11 protein-coding genes are annotated in these 14,908 nt (G+C 70.1%); all 11 read left to right on the top strand.

Annotated elements, in window-relative coordinates:
• Positions 1–21 precede the first annotated feature (21 nt).
• The 11 genes from OHT01_RS13580 to prfA all read left to right on the top strand — a co-directional run bounded on the left by OHT01_RS13580 (position 22) and on the right by prfA (position 14,902).
• Positions 22–522, top strand: coding sequence for a response regulator (locus tag OHT01_RS13580; RefSeq protein ID WP_328553402.1), 501 nt, complete (start codon positions 22–24; stop codon positions 520–522).
• Between the two features lie 419 nt (positions 523–941).
• Positions 942–2,012 (top strand): ArgS-related anticodon-binding protein NrtL, encoded by a 1,071-nt coding sequence (nrtL, locus tag OHT01_RS13575; RefSeq protein ID WP_328553401.1) that lies wholly within the window; start codon positions 942–944, stop codon positions 2,010–2,012.
• Between the two features lie 45 nt (positions 2,013–2,057).
• Positions 2,058–3,449, top strand: coding sequence for a diaminopimelate decarboxylase (gene lysA / locus OHT01_RS13570; RefSeq protein ID WP_328553400.1), 1,392 nt, complete (start codon positions 2,058–2,060; stop codon positions 3,447–3,449).
• A 239-nt stretch (positions 3,450–3,688) separates the two neighbouring features.
• Positions 3,689–4,981, top strand: coding sequence for a homoserine dehydrogenase (locus OHT01_RS13565; RefSeq protein WP_328553399.1), 1,293 nt, complete (start codon positions 3,689–3,691; stop codon positions 4,979–4,981).
• A gap of 6 nt (positions 4,982–4,987) precedes the next feature.
• A complete protein-coding gene (gene thrC, locus OHT01_RS13560; protein ID WP_328553398.1) occupies positions 4,988–6,046 on the top strand; it encodes a threonine synthase in 1,059 nt (352 codons plus the stop codon).
• A gap of 490 nt (positions 6,047–6,536) precedes the next feature.
• A complete protein-coding gene (gene thrB, locus OHT01_RS13555; RefSeq protein ID WP_328553397.1) occupies positions 6,537–7,466 on the top strand; it encodes a homoserine kinase in 930 nt (309 codons plus the stop codon).
• Positions 7,467–7,854: 388 nt separating this feature from the next.
• Entirely contained in the window at positions 7,855–9,963 is a 2,109-nt protein-coding gene (rho, locus tag OHT01_RS13550) for a transcription termination factor Rho (RefSeq protein ID WP_328553396.1), read from the top strand.
• A gap of 205 nt (positions 9,964–10,168) precedes the next feature.
• Complete coding sequence (locus tag OHT01_RS13545; protein WP_328553395.1) at positions 10,169–11,938, top strand: trypsin-like serine protease; 1,770 nt, start codon at positions 10,169–10,171, stop codon at positions 11,936–11,938.
• A gap of 209 nt (positions 11,939–12,147) precedes the next feature.
• Positions 12,148–13,284 (top strand): LCP family protein, encoded by a 1,137-nt coding sequence (locus tag OHT01_RS13540; RefSeq protein WP_328553394.1) that lies wholly within the window; start codon positions 12,148–12,150, stop codon positions 13,282–13,284.
• Between the two features lie 148 nt (positions 13,285–13,432).
• Positions 13,433–13,654, top strand: a complete 222-nt coding sequence (gene rpmE / locus OHT01_RS13535; RefSeq protein WP_328553393.1) for a 50S ribosomal protein L31 — start codon at positions 13,433–13,435, stop codon at positions 13,652–13,654.
• A gap of 171 nt (positions 13,655–13,825) precedes the next feature.
• Positions 13,826–14,902 (top strand): peptide chain release factor 1, encoded by a 1,077-nt coding sequence (gene prfA / locus OHT01_RS13530; RefSeq protein ID WP_328553392.1) that lies wholly within the window; start codon positions 13,826–13,828, stop codon positions 14,900–14,902.
• Positions 14,903–14,908 lie beyond the last annotated feature (6 nt).

Genomic DNA, 14,908 nt, shown 5'->3' with positions numbered 1-14,908 from the left:
GGGTGATGGGGTCCGCACGGGTTGGAAGTGGGGAAAACCCGGACGCGGCGGTGGGCGCGGACCTACTCTCGAGTTGTGCCAGGCGTGTCCGGTCGGGTGCTTGTTGTGGACGACAACAAGGTCATCCGGCAGCTGATCAGGGTCAACCTTGAGCTGGAGGGTCTCGAGGTCGTGACCGCGGCTGACGGTGCCGAGTGTCTGGACGTCGTTCATCAAGTTCGGCCCGATGTCGTCACCCTCGATGTCGTGATGCCTCGGCTCGACGGCCTGCGCACCGCCGCTCGGCTGCGTGCCGATCCCCGGACACGGAATCTTCCCCTCGCCATCGTGAGCGCCTGCACGCAGTACGAGGTCGAGAGCGGGCTCGACGTCGGAGTCGACGCCTTTCTCGCCAAGCCCTTCGAGCCCTCCGAACTCGTACGCCTTGTGCGGCAGTTGATGGAACGGCGTGATGAGGACGGGGGTGTCGCCCCGGGCGGCGCCGTCGAGGAGACCGAGCGGGCGGGGCGCACCGGCCACTGAGCGGTTCCGACACGCCAGCCACTGAGCGGTTCCGACACGCCAGCCACTGAACCGTCCCGGCCCACCGGCCACTGAACCGTTCCGACGTGCCAGCCGTTGTGTGGCAGCAGTGGCAGCAGTGGCAGCAGTGGCAGCAGTGGCAGCAGTGGCAGCAGTGGCAGCAGCCTCATCCTCAGCCGTGTCCGCCGGGCCAGCCGTGGCAGCCGTGTCCGCCGTGGTCTGTTCGTCTGGGCGTCTGGGGGCAAGGTCGACGTACGGCGTGCCGGCCGGCGCACGGCCATCGGCGTTTCCCCGTCCCCGGATCCGCGCCGCCCCCCCAGCCCCCCAGCCCCGCCCCCAGCCCCGCCCCCCGTCCACATCCCGGACCATCCGCTAAACGGACTCGCGTACCCACCCCCCTCCTCCCCTAGGCTTGTCCCGTGACTCCCGTTGAGCTCTCTCGTACCGTGCTGTGCGCGGTGCGTCGTGCTGTCGACGGGGGGGAGCTGAGCGTTTCCGTGCCCGCGAGCGCGGTGGTCACCCCGCCGGGGGCGGGTGGGTGCGGGGACTTCGCGACGAACATCGCGTTGCGGCTGGCCGGGGCGGCCGGGCGGCCGGCTCTGGAGGTCGCCGAGGTCCTGCGGCCGCACCTCGCGGGTGCCCCCGGTGTCACCGACGTGACCGTCACCGGACCGGGGTTCCTCAACATCACCCTCGGGGACGGAGCCTTCGCCGGTCTGGTGGAAGAGGTTCTGGAGCAGGGGACGCGGTACGGGTACGGCGACACCCTCGCCGGGCAGGTCGTCGAGTTGCGGGTGCCGTACGACACCCGGGCCGAAGTCGTCGCCGACACCCTCGTACGCATCGTCGCGGCCCAGGGCGGACGTGCCGAGGTCCGTCACGCCGAGCCCGTGAACCTGCGGCCCGTGCCCGCGCCCGAGGACCCTGCCGTCCTCGGCCCCGACGCGGCCCGCTGGGCACTGCTCCATCCCGCGCCCCACGACCGGCCCCGGATCGGCGCCGACCACCTCGTCCAGCGTGAGAGCAACCCTCTCTTCCGCGTTCGTTACGCCCACGCCCGCACCCGGGCCCTGCGCCGCAATGCGGAGGGTCTCCTCGGTGACGACCTCCGGTCTCCCGGTTCCGGGCTCGCCGACATCCTCCGTACGAGGGAAGGTGTCCTCCCGGGTCGACGGGGAGGCCTCGATATCGCCGATGCCTCCGGCATCTCCGTGCTTTCCCGCCAGGGCGAAGCCGATCTGCTCGCCGCCCTGGCCGAATATCCGCACGCCCTGTCCGTCGCCGCGCTGCACCGCGCGCCCGATCGGCTGGCGCGGCATCTCGTCGTGACGGCCGACGCCCTTCTCGGCTTCCAGCACGTCGTGCTGCCGCTCGGCGACGAGAAACCCTCGGCCGCCCACCGCGCCCGGCTCGCGCTCGCCGAAGCCGCCGGGACGGTGCTCGCCGGCGGCCTGTCCCTGCTCGGCATCAGCGCACCCGAATACCTCTGACCAGCAGATGACCCAGTAGAAGACACAGCAGAAAGCTCTACAGACATGAGTCGTTCCGCACACCCCGCCGGGCCCCGCCACGCCGACGTCTTCACCGAGGGCCACTACAGCGCCCCGCCCGCCGACCTCAACGCCCTCGACCCGAAGGTGTGGGCGCACACCGTCAGTCGTACGGACGAGGGTGTCGTGACCGTCGGAGGGCTCGAAGTCACCGCGCTCGCCGAGGAGTTCGGCACGCCGGCGTACTTCCTGGACGAGACCGACTTCCGGGAGCGGGCGCGTGCCTGGCGCACCGCGTTCGGGCACGACGCCGATGTCTTCTACGCGGGCAAGGCCTTCCTCTCGCGCGCGGTCGTGCGCTGGCTGTACGAGGAGGGGCTCAACCTGGACGTGTGTTCCGGGGGCGAGCTGGCGACCGCCCTGTCCGCGGGGATGCCCGCCGACCGCATCGCCTTCCACGGCAACAACAAGTCCGAGTACGAGATCCGTACGGCCGTCGAGAAGGGGGTCGGGCGGATCGTGCTCGACTCCTTCCAGGAGATCGTGCGGGTGGCCCACGTCGCGCGGTCCCTCGGCAAGCGGCAGCGGGTGCAGATCCGGGTGACGGTGGGCGTGGAGGCGCACACGCACGAGTTCATCGCCACGGCGCACGAGGACCAGAAGTTCGGGATCGCGCTCGCCGACGGGCAGGCGGCCGAGGCCGTACGGCGGGTGCTCGGGCTGGACTCGCTCGAACTCGTCGGGATCCACTCGCACATCGGGTCGCAGATCTTCGACATGGCCGGGTTCGAGGTCGCCGCCAGGCGTGTGGTCGCGCTGCTGGCCGCCGTGCGGGACGAGCACGGGGTCGAGCTGCCCGAGATCGACCTCGGCGGTGGCCTCGGTATCGCGTACACCAGCGACGACGACCCCCGCGAGCCGCACGAGATCGCCAAGGCGCTGAGCGAGATCGTGACGCGCGAGTGCGAGGCCGCGAAGCTGCGCACGCCGCGGATCTCCGTGGAACCGGGACGCGCCATCGTCGGTCCCACAGCGTTCACGCTGTACGAGGTCGGCACCATCAAGCCGCTCGACGGGCTGCGCACCTACGTCTCGGTGGACGGCGGCATGTCCGACAACATCCGGACCGCGCTGTACGACGCCGAGTACAGCGTCGCCCTCGTCTCGCGTGTCTCCGAGGCCGAGCCGATGCTCGTGCGCGTCGTGGGCAAGCACTGCGAGAGCGGGGACATCGTGGTCAAGGACGCCTTCCTGCCGGCCGATCTGGCGCCGGGAGACCTGATCGCGGTCCCGGCCACCGGCGCGTACTGCCGGTCGATGGCCAGCAACTACAACCACGCGCTGCGCCCGCCGGTCGTCGCCGTGAAGGACGGCGCGGCGCGGGTGATCGTCCGCCGCGAGACGGAGGAGGACCTGCTGCGTCTCGATGTCGGGTGACCGGAGGGACTCGCACTCGACACGGCGTCGGGCGCCCGGGTGTGAACGTCAGGTGACAGGGGGTGACTTCAGGTGGTCGGATGTACCGGACGTGCCGGGTGCGCGCCGGGTGGAAGATCTCCTGTCGTCACCCAGCAGAAAAATGAAATGGACGTCTCACGATCCGGACGAAGGGTAGAAACTCCCGTCCGGTGAGTGAGACTGGTCCAACCGAAGACGGTATGAGGAAACGAGGTCGGATGATGCGTACGCGTCCGCTGAAGGTGGCGCTGCTGGGCTGCGGGGTTGTCGGCTCAGAGGTGGCGCGCATCATGACGACGCACGCCGACGACCTCGCGGCCAGGATCGGCGCCCCGGTCGAGCTCGCGGGCGTGGCCGTCCGCCGGCCCTCCCGGGTGCGCGAGGGCATCGACCCCGCTCTGGTCACCACCGACGCCACCGCCCTCGTCAAACGCGGGGACATCGACGTCGTCGTCGAGGTCATCGGGGGCATCGAGCCCGCCCGTACGCTGATCACCACCGCGTTCGAGCACGGCGCCTCCGTCGTCTCCGCGAACAAGGCGCTGCTCGCCCAGGACGGTGCGGCCCTGCACGCGGCGGCCCAGGAGCACGGCAGGGACCTCTACTACGAGGCCGCCGTCGCCGGCGCCATCCCGCTGATCCGGCCGCTGCGCGAGTCCCTCGCCGGCGACAAGATCAACCGGGTGATGGGCATCGTCAACGGAACCACCAACTTCATCCTCGACAAGATGGACTCCACGGGCGCGGGCTACCAGGAGGCCCTCGACGAGGCCACCGCGCTCGGGTACGCCGAGGCCGACCCCACCGCCGACGTCGAGGCGTTCGACGCCGCGGCCAAGGCCGCCATCCTCGCCGGGATCGCCTTCCACACCCGTGTGCGCCTCGACGACGTCTACCGCGAGGGCATGTCCGAGGTCACCGCCGCCGACTTCGCCTCGGCGAAGGAGATGGGCTGCACCATCAAGCTGCTCGCCCTGTGCGAGCGGGCCGCCGACGGGGGATCGGTGACGGCGCGGGTGCATCCCGCGATGATTCCGCTGACCCACCCGCTCGCCTCCGTGCGCGGCGCGTACAACGCCGTGTTCGTCGAGTCGGACGCCGCCGGGCAGCTCATGTTCTACGGGCCGGGAGCCGGTGGCGCCCCGACCGCCTCCGCCGTGCTCGGCGACCTGGTGGCCGTGTGCCGCAACAGGCTCGGCGGGGCCACCGGGCCCGGCGACTCCGCGTACACCCAGCTGCCCGTCTCGCCCATGGGCGAGGTCGTCACGCGCTACCACATCAGCCTCGACGTGGCCGACAAACCTGGTGTCCTCGCCCAGGTCGCCACCGTCTTCGCCGAGCACGGCGTGTCCATCGACACCGTGCGTCAGTCGGGCAAGGACGGCGAGGCCTCCCTCGTCGTCGTCACCCATCGTGCGTCCGACGCGTCCCTCGCCGGGACCGTCGAGGCGTTGCGCAGCCTCGACACCGTGCGGGGTGTCGCCAGCATCATGCGGGTTGAAGGAGAGTAACCAGCAATGACCCACCAGTGGCGCGGAATCATCGAGGAGTACCGGGACCGGCTTCCGGTGTCCGACAGCACGCCGGTCGTCTCGCTCCGCGAGGGCGGCACGCCGCTCGTACCCGCGCAGGTGCTCTCCGAGCGCACGGGCTGCGAGGTCCACCTCAAGGTGGAGGGCGCCAACCCGACCGGTTCCTTCAAGGACCGCGGAATGACCATGGCCATCACGCGGGCGAAGGAGGAGGGCGCGAAGGCCGTCATCTGCGCCTCCACCGGCAACACCTCGGCGAGCGCCGCGGCCTACGCCGTGCGCGCCGGGATGGTCTGCGCCGTCCTCGTGCCGCAGGGCAAGATCGCGCTCGGCAAGATGGGCCAGGCCCTCATCCACGGCGCCAAGATCCTCCAGGTCGACGGCAACTTCGACGACTGTCTGACGCTGGCGCGCTCGCTGTCCGACAACTACCCGGTGGCGCTGGTCAATTCGGTGAACCCGGTGCGTATCGAGGGCCAGAAGACCGCCGCGTTCGAGATCGTGGACATGCTCGGCGACGCGCCCGACATCCATGTCCTTCCGGTGGGCAACGCGGGCAACATCACCGCGTACTGGAAGGGGTACACCGAGTACGCCGCCGACGGCATCGCCCGGCGCACCCCGCGCATGTGGGGGTTCCAGGCGTCCGGTTCCGCGCCGATCGTGCGCGGTGAGGTCGTCAAGGACCCGTCGACCATCGCCACCGCGATCCGGATCGGCAACCCGGCCTCGTGGAACTTCGCGCTGGCCGCGCGGGACGAGTCGGGCGGCTTCATCGACGAGGTGACGGACCGTGAGATCCTGCGCGCCTACCGGCTGTTGGCCGCTCAGGAGGGTGTCTTCGTCGAGCCCGCGTCCGCCGCGTCCGTCGCCGGTCTGCTGAAGGCCGCCGAGCAGGGCAAGGTCGACCCGGGTCAGCGCATCGTCTGCACGGTCACCGGAAACGGTCTCAAGGACCCCGACTGGGCCGTCGCGGGCGCTCCGCAGCCCGTCACGGTCCCGGTGGACGCGGCGACGGCGGCCGAGCGGCTCGGGCTGGCCTGAACCGGTCCTGATCCGGCCTGAACCGGTCCTGATCCGGCCTGAATCCGGGCCGGATCCGGCCCGGACGCACGCCACGTCTGGTGCGCGTCCCGGCCGGGCCTGGCGTGAACCCGCCTGGCGTGAACCCGCCAGGCGGGGTCGACAGGCCCCGCGCGTACGCGGCGGAACGCGCCGGACGGGGCGCAACACGCCGCGGACAGGCGGAAAACCGTCAGAAAGCCGACGGAAACCGCCCGCTCCGAGGGGTATCCCGACGGCGACCCGACGGGGGGTGCACGAGGGGCTTACGACACGCATCGTGCGCCTCCTGTGCGCCCTATGTCGCCACAGAACCTTCCTTCGATAGGCTGTACCGAACCCGCCCGCCGCATATGCCGCGGTGCCGCGCCCGTCTTTGCGGATTCCGGGTCCTGTGCCCGTCTGTCGCGGTTCATCCCGCAGTTCTTCGAAAATCTCGTACATCACGCAGCTCAAGGAGAGTCATCGAGCGATGGCCGGTCCAGCGTTCCGCGCCGCCGCCGTCCGGGTGCGCGTCCCCGCCACCAGCGCCAACCTCGGCCCGGGGTTCGACGCCTTCGGCCTGTCATTGGGGCTGTACGACGACGTGGTCGTCCGGGTGGCCGACTCCGGACTGCACATCGACATCGCGGGTGAGGGCAGCGAGACGCTGCCGCGCGACGAGAGTCATCTCCTCGTACGTTCCCTGCGCACCGCCTTCGACCTGCTCGGCGGACAGCCGCGCGGTCTTGAGATCGTCTGCGCCAACCGCATCCCGCACGGCCGGGGTCTCGGCTCCTCCTCGGCCGCCATCTGCGCCGGCATCGTCGCCGCCCGCGCGGTGACCATAGGCGGGGACAGCAGACTCGACGACACCGCGCTCCTGGAGCTCGCGACCGAGATCGAGGGACACCCCGACAACGTCGCGGCCTGTCTGCTCGGCGGGTTCACGCTCTCCTGGATGGAGTCCGGCGCCGCGCGGGCGATCAGGATGGAGCCCGCCGATTCCGTCGTTCCGGTGGTCTTCGTACCCGGGAAGCCCGTACTCACCGAGACCGCGCGCGGCCTGCTGCCGCGCACCGTTCCGCATGTCGACGCCGCCGCCAACGCCGGTCGCGCGGCACTGCTCGTCGAGGCGCTGACCCGGCGGCCCGAGCTGCTGCTGCCCGCGACCGAGGACCGGCTGCACCAGGACTACCGCGCCCCGGCGATGCCCGAGAGCGCCGCGCTCGTGGAGCGCCTGCGCGCCGACGGCATCCCCGCGGTGATCTCCGGAGCGGGACCCACGGTCCTCGCGCTCGCCGACCGCGCGTCGGCCGACAAGGTGGCCGATCTCGCAGGTCAGGGCTGGGCCGCCAACCGTCTGGACCTCGACGCCCAGGGGGCGTGCGTGTTGCCGCTCGCACCTGTCGGGGTCAATTGACGACGCACGGTTGCCGGATTTGGAGAGGGGGAATGTTTGTTGGATCCGGTAGTGTTAACCTCAAGTCTGCACCCGACCTCACCATGGCGAGGTGCTTCGCGTCCCCGTCCGGGACACCCATTCTTCCGGGAGCCTCCCAAACTGCTTCGTGCCTTGCATTGGGTGCTATGCGCTGAGCAGTGCTGAGCACGCTCCGGAACCGGCGTGACCGAGCCGATGACACCGAACCTCAGTGCCACGGCTCCGGAATCGTCATCACCAGATATGTCTTCCGCCGCTTTGGCGGACCACCGCCCCGGCACGGTCCACACAGCAAGGACCAATGCCGGACAGCACAACCGGTCGCCGAGCCAGACAGGCCGACGTCCGCTCCAGGGAAGGACCCTTCGTGAGCGACACCACCGATCTGATGGGCGCACGTGTCGAGGAGACCGCTGCCGCGCCCGCCACGGACGCCTCCGCGCCTGCCACCGGTGCCGGCTCCAGGCGACGCCGCGGTACCGGCCTCGAAGGCATGGTGCTGGCCGAGCTTCAGCAGGTCGCATCCGGCCTCGGGATCAGGGGCACCGCGCGTATGCGCAAGAGCCAGCTGATCGAGGTCATCAAGGAGGCGCAGGCCGGGGGAGGTGCTCCGGCCAAGACGGCGTCCGACGACGCCGCCGCCGAGACCAAGCCGAAGCGCCGGACCACCTCGAAGGCCCGTACGGGTGACGAGGCCGCCGCGCCGGCCGAGCAGAAGGCCGAGAAGGTCGCCGCCGAGAAGGCCGTGGCCCAGCAGCAGATCGAGATCCCCGGCCAGCCGCTCAGCGACGACGCCCCCGCCGAGCGCCGCCGTCGCCGTGCCACCGCCGACGCGGCGCTCAGCGACGACGCCCCCGCCGAGCGCCGCCGTCGCCGTGCCACCGCCGACGCGGGCAGCCCCGAGACGGTCACCGCCGAGGCGAAGAACGAGCCGAAGAACGACACGCAGGGCGACGCCGAGGGCGCCGACGGCCGCCGTGAGCGCCGTGAGCGCCGTGACCGCGACCGGGGCGGCCGTGACCGCGACCGCCGCCCGGTCAAGGGCGACGAGCAGCAGGGCGGCCAGGGTGCCGGACAGCAGCGCCCGGACCGTCAGGAGCGCCCGGACCGTCAGGACCGTCAGGACCGCCCGGACCGTCAGCAGCAGGGCGGCGGCCGTCAGGACCGCCAGCAGCAGCGCGACAGCGGCCCGCGTGACAACGGCCCGCGCGACAACGGCCCGCAGGACGACGACGACTTCGAGGGCGGACGCCGCGGCCGGCGCGGACGCTACCGCGACCGCCGCGGGCGTCGTGGACGCGACGAGATCGCCGAGCCGCAGGTCGCCGACGACGACGTGCTGATCCCCGTCGCGGGCATCCTCGACATCCTCGACAACTACGCGTTCATCCGTACGTCGGGCTACCTGCCGGGTCCCAACGACGTGTACGTCTCCCTCGCCCAGGTCCGCAAGAACGGTCTGCGCAAGGGTGACCACGTCACCGGCGCGGTCCGCCAGCCCAAGGACGGCGAGCGCCGCGAGAAGTTCAACGCGCTCGTGCGCCTGGACTCGACCAACGGCATGGCCCCCGACTCCGGTCGCGGACGGCCGGAGTTCAACAAGCTGACGCCGCTCTACCCGCAGGACCGGCTCCGCCTGGAGACCGACCCGGGTGTGCTGACGACCCGGATCATCGACCTCGTCGCGCCGATCGGCAAGGGCCAGCGCGGTCTGATCGTGGCCCCGCCGAAGACCGGCAAGACCATGATCATGCAGGCGATCGCCAACGCGATCACGCACAACAACCCCGAGTGCCACCTGATGGTCGTCCTGGTCGACGAGCGTCCGGAAGAGGTCACCGACATGCAGCGGTCGGTCAAGGGCGAGGTCATCTCCTCGACCTTCGACCGTCCGGCCGAGGACCACACCACGGTCGCCGAGCTCGCCATCGAGCGCGCCAAGCGTCTGGTGGAGCTGGGCCACGACGTCGTCGTGCTGCTCGACTCGATCACGCGTCTGGGCCGTGCGTACAACCTCGCCGCCCCGGCCTCCGGCCGCATCCTGTCCGGTGGTGTCGACTCGACCGCGCTGTACCCGCCGAAGCGCTTCTTCGGTGCCGCGCGCAACATCGAGGACGGCGGCTCGCTGACCATCCTGGCCACCGCGCTCGTCGACACCGGCTCGCGCATGGACGAGGTCATCTTCGAGGAGTTCAAGGGCACCGGCAACGCCGAGCTCAAGCTCGACCGGAAGCTCGCCGACAAGCGCGTCTTCCCGGCGGTGGACGTCGACGCGTCCGGTACCCGTAAGGAAGAGCTCCTGCTCGGCAGCGACGAGCTCGCCATCACCTGGAAGCTGCGTCGCGTGCTCCACGCGCTCGACCAGCAGCAGGCGATCGAGCTGCTGCTCGACAAAATGAAGCAGACGAAGTCGAACGCCGAGTTCCTGCTCCAGATCCAGAAGACCACGCCGTCGCCGGGCAACGGCAACGACTAGGTCCCAGGGCAAGAACCACCAAGGGCCGCCCCCGTCACGAGAGTGACGGGGGCGGCCCTTTGCGCTGTCCGGCACACGTGTACGATCGCGCCTTCGAACTTCTGCTGAATCAGACCTGAACTCTTGACTCTGAGGGGGGACTTGAGTGGATACGTCCACTTCCGCAGGCGGTCGTCACAGACGCCGCATACGGATCGCCGTTCCGGTGGCCGCGGCCGGCCTCGCTGCCGCCGTCGCAGGCGCGTTGCTGGTGTCGTCGGCGAACGCCGCACCCAGCCCGGCGGCGCTGTCCATACCCGCCGTGCGGCTCGCCGACTCCTCGCCGTCCCAGGCCGTGCTGGAGAAGCGCGTCGAGGGCGCTCTCGCCGGTGACGACACCGCGGGCCGGACGACGAAGAAGGCGTCCCTGAGCGCGTCGACCACCCCGGCGCACGTGGACCCGAAGATCATCGGTGGCACCACGACCACCATCGCCACCGCCCCTTGGATGGCGCAGCTCTGGTACTACGACGAGGCCAAGGACATCGGCTTCTTCTGCGGTGGCTCCGTCGTCTCGCCGACGAAGATCCTCACCGCGGCGCACTGCACCAAGGACGAGAACGGCAGGACCTACGACTGGGCGGCCAACGGCGCCATCGTGACCGGCACCTCCCAGCTGCCGACCGACACCAGCCTCAACGGCGGTACGGTGACCGCCGTCTCGCGGCAGTGGACCCACCCGTCGTACAGCCCGACCAGGATCGACAACGACGTCGCCGTCCTCACGCTGGCGAACCCCGTCACCGCCAAGCCGATCCGCATGACGACGTCCGGTGACACCACGTCGTACGCGTCGGGCACCAAGGCGACGCTCTACGGCTGGGGCCGCACCAGCTCCACCACGCAGGACATCTCCGAGACGCTGAAGACGGCCACGCTGCCGATCAACTCCGACAGCACGTGCAACACGGCCATGAAGTCGGTCCTCGGTGAGGACGACTTCATCGAAGGCCACATGATCTGCGCGGGCACCGCGGCGACCGGCACGGACACCGGCACCACCACGGCCTGCAACGGCGACTCCGGCGGCCCCCTGATCGTCGGCAGCGGCACCACCGCCCGCATCGTGGGCGTCGTCTCCTGGGGTGTCGCGGACTGCGTCGAGAAGGGCGCGTACGGCGTCTTCTCGAAGACCAGCGCCTATGTCGGCGCCATCTGGCCGCGCGTCGAGGACACGAACTTCAACGACGACCACAAGGCCGACCTGTGGGTCCGCAACTCGTCGACCAAGACGGGCTACGAGAAGGACTCCAACGGCACCTCGTTCGCCGCGCGCAAGTCGATGGACTCGTGGGCCGGCGTGAACGTCGTGCTCCAGACCGACCTCAACCGCGACGGCTACCAGGACCTCGTCGTCCGGGACAGCGCCACCGGCGACGTCTACTGGGTGCACGTGCTGCCGTCGACGGGACGCTCGGTCAGCGACAAGATCTTCACCAACTGGAAGACCCGCGCCCGCATCATCGCCCCCGGTGACCTCACCGGCGACGGCCTGCCCGACGTGCTCTCCGTCGACTCCTCCGGAGCGATGTGGGAGTACCCGGGCAAGGGTGACGGCACCTTCTCGGCCCGCGTCGAGGTCGGCACCGGCTGGAACCAGTACAACTCGGTGCGCGCGCACGGCGACTTCACCGGCGACGGCAAGGCCGACCTGATCGCGCGCAGCAAGACCGGCTCGTACGTCTACCTGTACAAGGGCACCGGCAAGACCGGCAGCGGCGCCTTCTCCGCCCGCATCAAGGTGCGCACCTGGGCCGACTACAACGCCTTCGACGCCGTCGGTGACGTGACCGGCGACGGCAAGGCCGACTTCCTGGCCCGCACCCCCGGCGGCACGCTCTACCTGTACCCGGGGACCGGAAAGGCCACCAGCGAGATCTTTGCCACAAGGATCTCGGTCGGTACCGATTTCAAGCAGTACGACATCTTCGGCTGACCTCGCAGGTGAGCGGGTTCTCCCCGCTCCCGCCGAACACACAGTGTGCCCACCGCGTGACGCGGTGGGCACACTGCGTCGTGCAACCCTTTCCCGAGTTTCCCCGTCTGACCGTACGGAGTGACCATGGAGCGGTACGCCTTGTCACGACCAGATGGGCCTGGCCCTGAAAGCAGGGGGTAACCGACCGCAAAGGGATCGAGGAGTACATGCCTGCCGAGAGCACGCCGGAGCCCGGAATACCGGGGGATCCCGGCAACAGCACCCAGCGCCGTCCGAAGGGCGGCCGCCGCGGGGCCCGCAGTCCGCGGAGCAAGGCCCTGATCGTCACGGCCTGGGCCGCGGCGGGGATCGTGGTGCTCGGCGGCACCGGAGCCGGCTACCTCTACTTCAAGCTCAACGGCAACCTCAAGACCGTCGACATCAACCAGGCACTCGGCAGCGACCGGCCCACGAAGGTCGACAACGGCTCCGAGAACATCCTGGTCCTCGGCTCCGACACCCGGTCCGGCGGCAACAGGAAGCTGGGCGGCGGCGCCGACGACGGCAGCGCCCGCTCCGACACCGCGATGATCGTCCACGTGTACAAGGGCCACAAGAAGGCCAGCGTGGTGTCCATCCCCCGCGACACCCTCGTCGAGCGGCCCGCCTGCGCCGACGCGCGGGGCACCGTCCACGGCGCGGCCTCCGGCGCGATGTTCAACTCCGCCTACTCCACCGGCGGCGCCGCCTGCGCGGTGAAGACCGTCGAGTCCATGACCGGCATCCGTATGGACCACTACCTGGAGGTCGATTTCAGCGGCTTCCAGAAGCTGATCGACGACCTCGGCGGCGTCACCGTCACCACCACCAAGGCCATCTCGGACCCCGAGAGCCATCTGCGTCTGTCGGCCGGGTCGCACAACCTCGACGGCGAGCAGGCGCTCGGCCTCGTCCGCACCCGGCACGGTGTCGGCGACGGCTCCGACCTCGGCCGCATCCAGCTCCAGCAGGCGTTCATGAAGGCGCTGGTCGACCAGGTCAAGCACGTCGGCCTCCTGTCCAACCCGAAAAAGCTGTACGACCTCGCCGACACCGCGACCAAGGCGGTGACCACCGACTCCGGCATCGGCAGCGTCACGCGCCTCGCCTCCTTCGCGAGCGGGCTCAAGGGCATCGGCTCGTCCCACATGGCCATGGTGACGATGCCGGTCCAGTACGACCGCGCCGACGCCAACCGCGTGCTGGTCGACAAGGCCAAGGCCGAGCTGGTCTGGAAGGCGCTCAAGGCCGACCGGCCCATCCCGAAGGCGGCCACCGAGGGAACCGCCACCGGCCAGGCGAAGGGCGTCGTCAGCTCCGGCTGACGCGCGCGCGGACCCCCGGGGAATAGATCGTCGCGTCCCCCCGTTTTGGGGGATACGGCCAGTGCTGGCAGACTGGTACGTCGGCCCCGGTTCACGCATCCGCATCCAGTGGCGGCGACCCGGTGCCCTCCCGAAACTAGGAGACACCTTGAAGCGCGACATCCACCCCGAGTACGTCGAGACGCAGGTCAGCTGTACCTGTGGCGCGTCGTTCACCACCCGCAGCACGATCTCCAGCGGCACCGTCCGCGCCGAGGTCTGCTCCGAGTGCCACCCGTTCTACACGGGCAAGCAGAAGATCCTCGACACCGGTGGCCGTGTGGCCCGCTTCGAGGCCCGCTTCGGCAAGGCTGCCGCTGCCAGCAAGTAGCGAGCCCACAGCGCCGGTCTTCGGGGTCCCCTGCACGGGGACGCCGGGACCGGCGCTTTGCGGTCCAGCCCCCTCCCCAGGCTTCTCGACCCGTTCGAGCAGGGGAACCCCACGCCGTACCTACGTCCCCGAGCCCGTCATGGAGCGGGGGACAGTCCATTGGAGCCGGAGATGTTCGAGGCGGTCGAGGAACTGATCGGCGAGCACGCCGATCTGGAGAAGAAGCTCGCTGACCCGTCGGTCCACGCCGACCAGGCCAACGCGCGCAAGCTCAACAAGCGCTACGCCGAGCTGACCCCGATCGTCGCGACGTACCGCTCCTGGAAGCAGACCGGGGACGACATCGGCACGGCGAAGGAGTTCGCCGCCGCGGACCCCGACTTCGCCGCCGAGGTCAAGGACCTGGAGAAGCAGCGCGAGGAGCTCACCGAGAAGCTCCGCCTGCTGCTGGTCCCGCGCGACCCGAGCGACGACAAGGACGTCATCCTGGAGATCAAGGCGGGCGCCGGCGGCGACGAGTCCGCCCTGTTCGCCGGTGACCTGCTGCGCATGTACCTGCGCTACGCCGAGCGCGTCGGCTGGAAGACCGAGCTCATCGACGCCACCGAGTCCGAGCTCGGCGGCTACAAGGACGTCCAGGTCGCCGTGAAGACCAAGGGCGGCCAGGGTGCCACGGAGCCCGGCCAGGGCGTCTGGGCCCGGCTGAAGTACGAGGGCGGCGTGCACCGGGTGCAGCGCGTGCCCTCGACGGAGTCGCAGGGCCGCATCCACACCTCCGCCGCCGGTGTCCTCGTCACGCCCGAGGCCGAGGAGGTCGAGGTCGAGATCCTCGCGAACGATCTCCGTATCGACGTCTACCGCTCCTCGGGCCCCGGCGGCCAGTCCGTCAACACGACCGACTCCGCGGTGCGCATCACGCACATTCCCACCGGAGTCGTCGCTTCCTGCCAGAACGAGAAGAGCCAGTTGCAGAACAAGGAGCAGGCGATGCGTATCCTGCGCTCCAGGCTCCTCGCGGCGGCGCAGGAGGAAGCGGAGCGGGAAGCCTCCGACGTCCGACGCAGCCAGGTCCGCACGGTCGACCGCTCCGAGAAGATCCGTACGTACAACTTCCCGGAGAATCGCATCTCGGACCACCGCGTCGGCTTCAAGGCGTACAACTTGGACCAGGTCCTCGACGGTGAGCTCGACGCCGTCATCCAGGCCTGCGTCGACGCGGACTCGGCCGCCAAGCTCGCCGCCGCATAACAGCAA

The sequence above is a fragment of the Streptomyces sp. NBC_00358 genome (genome assembly GCF_036099295.1).
Taxonomy (GTDB): Bacteria; Actinomycetota; Actinomycetes; order Streptomycetales; family Streptomycetaceae; genus Streptomyces.
Note: the sequence above shows the minus strand (reverse complement) of the source record. Positions and strands in the feature narration are given on the sequence as shown.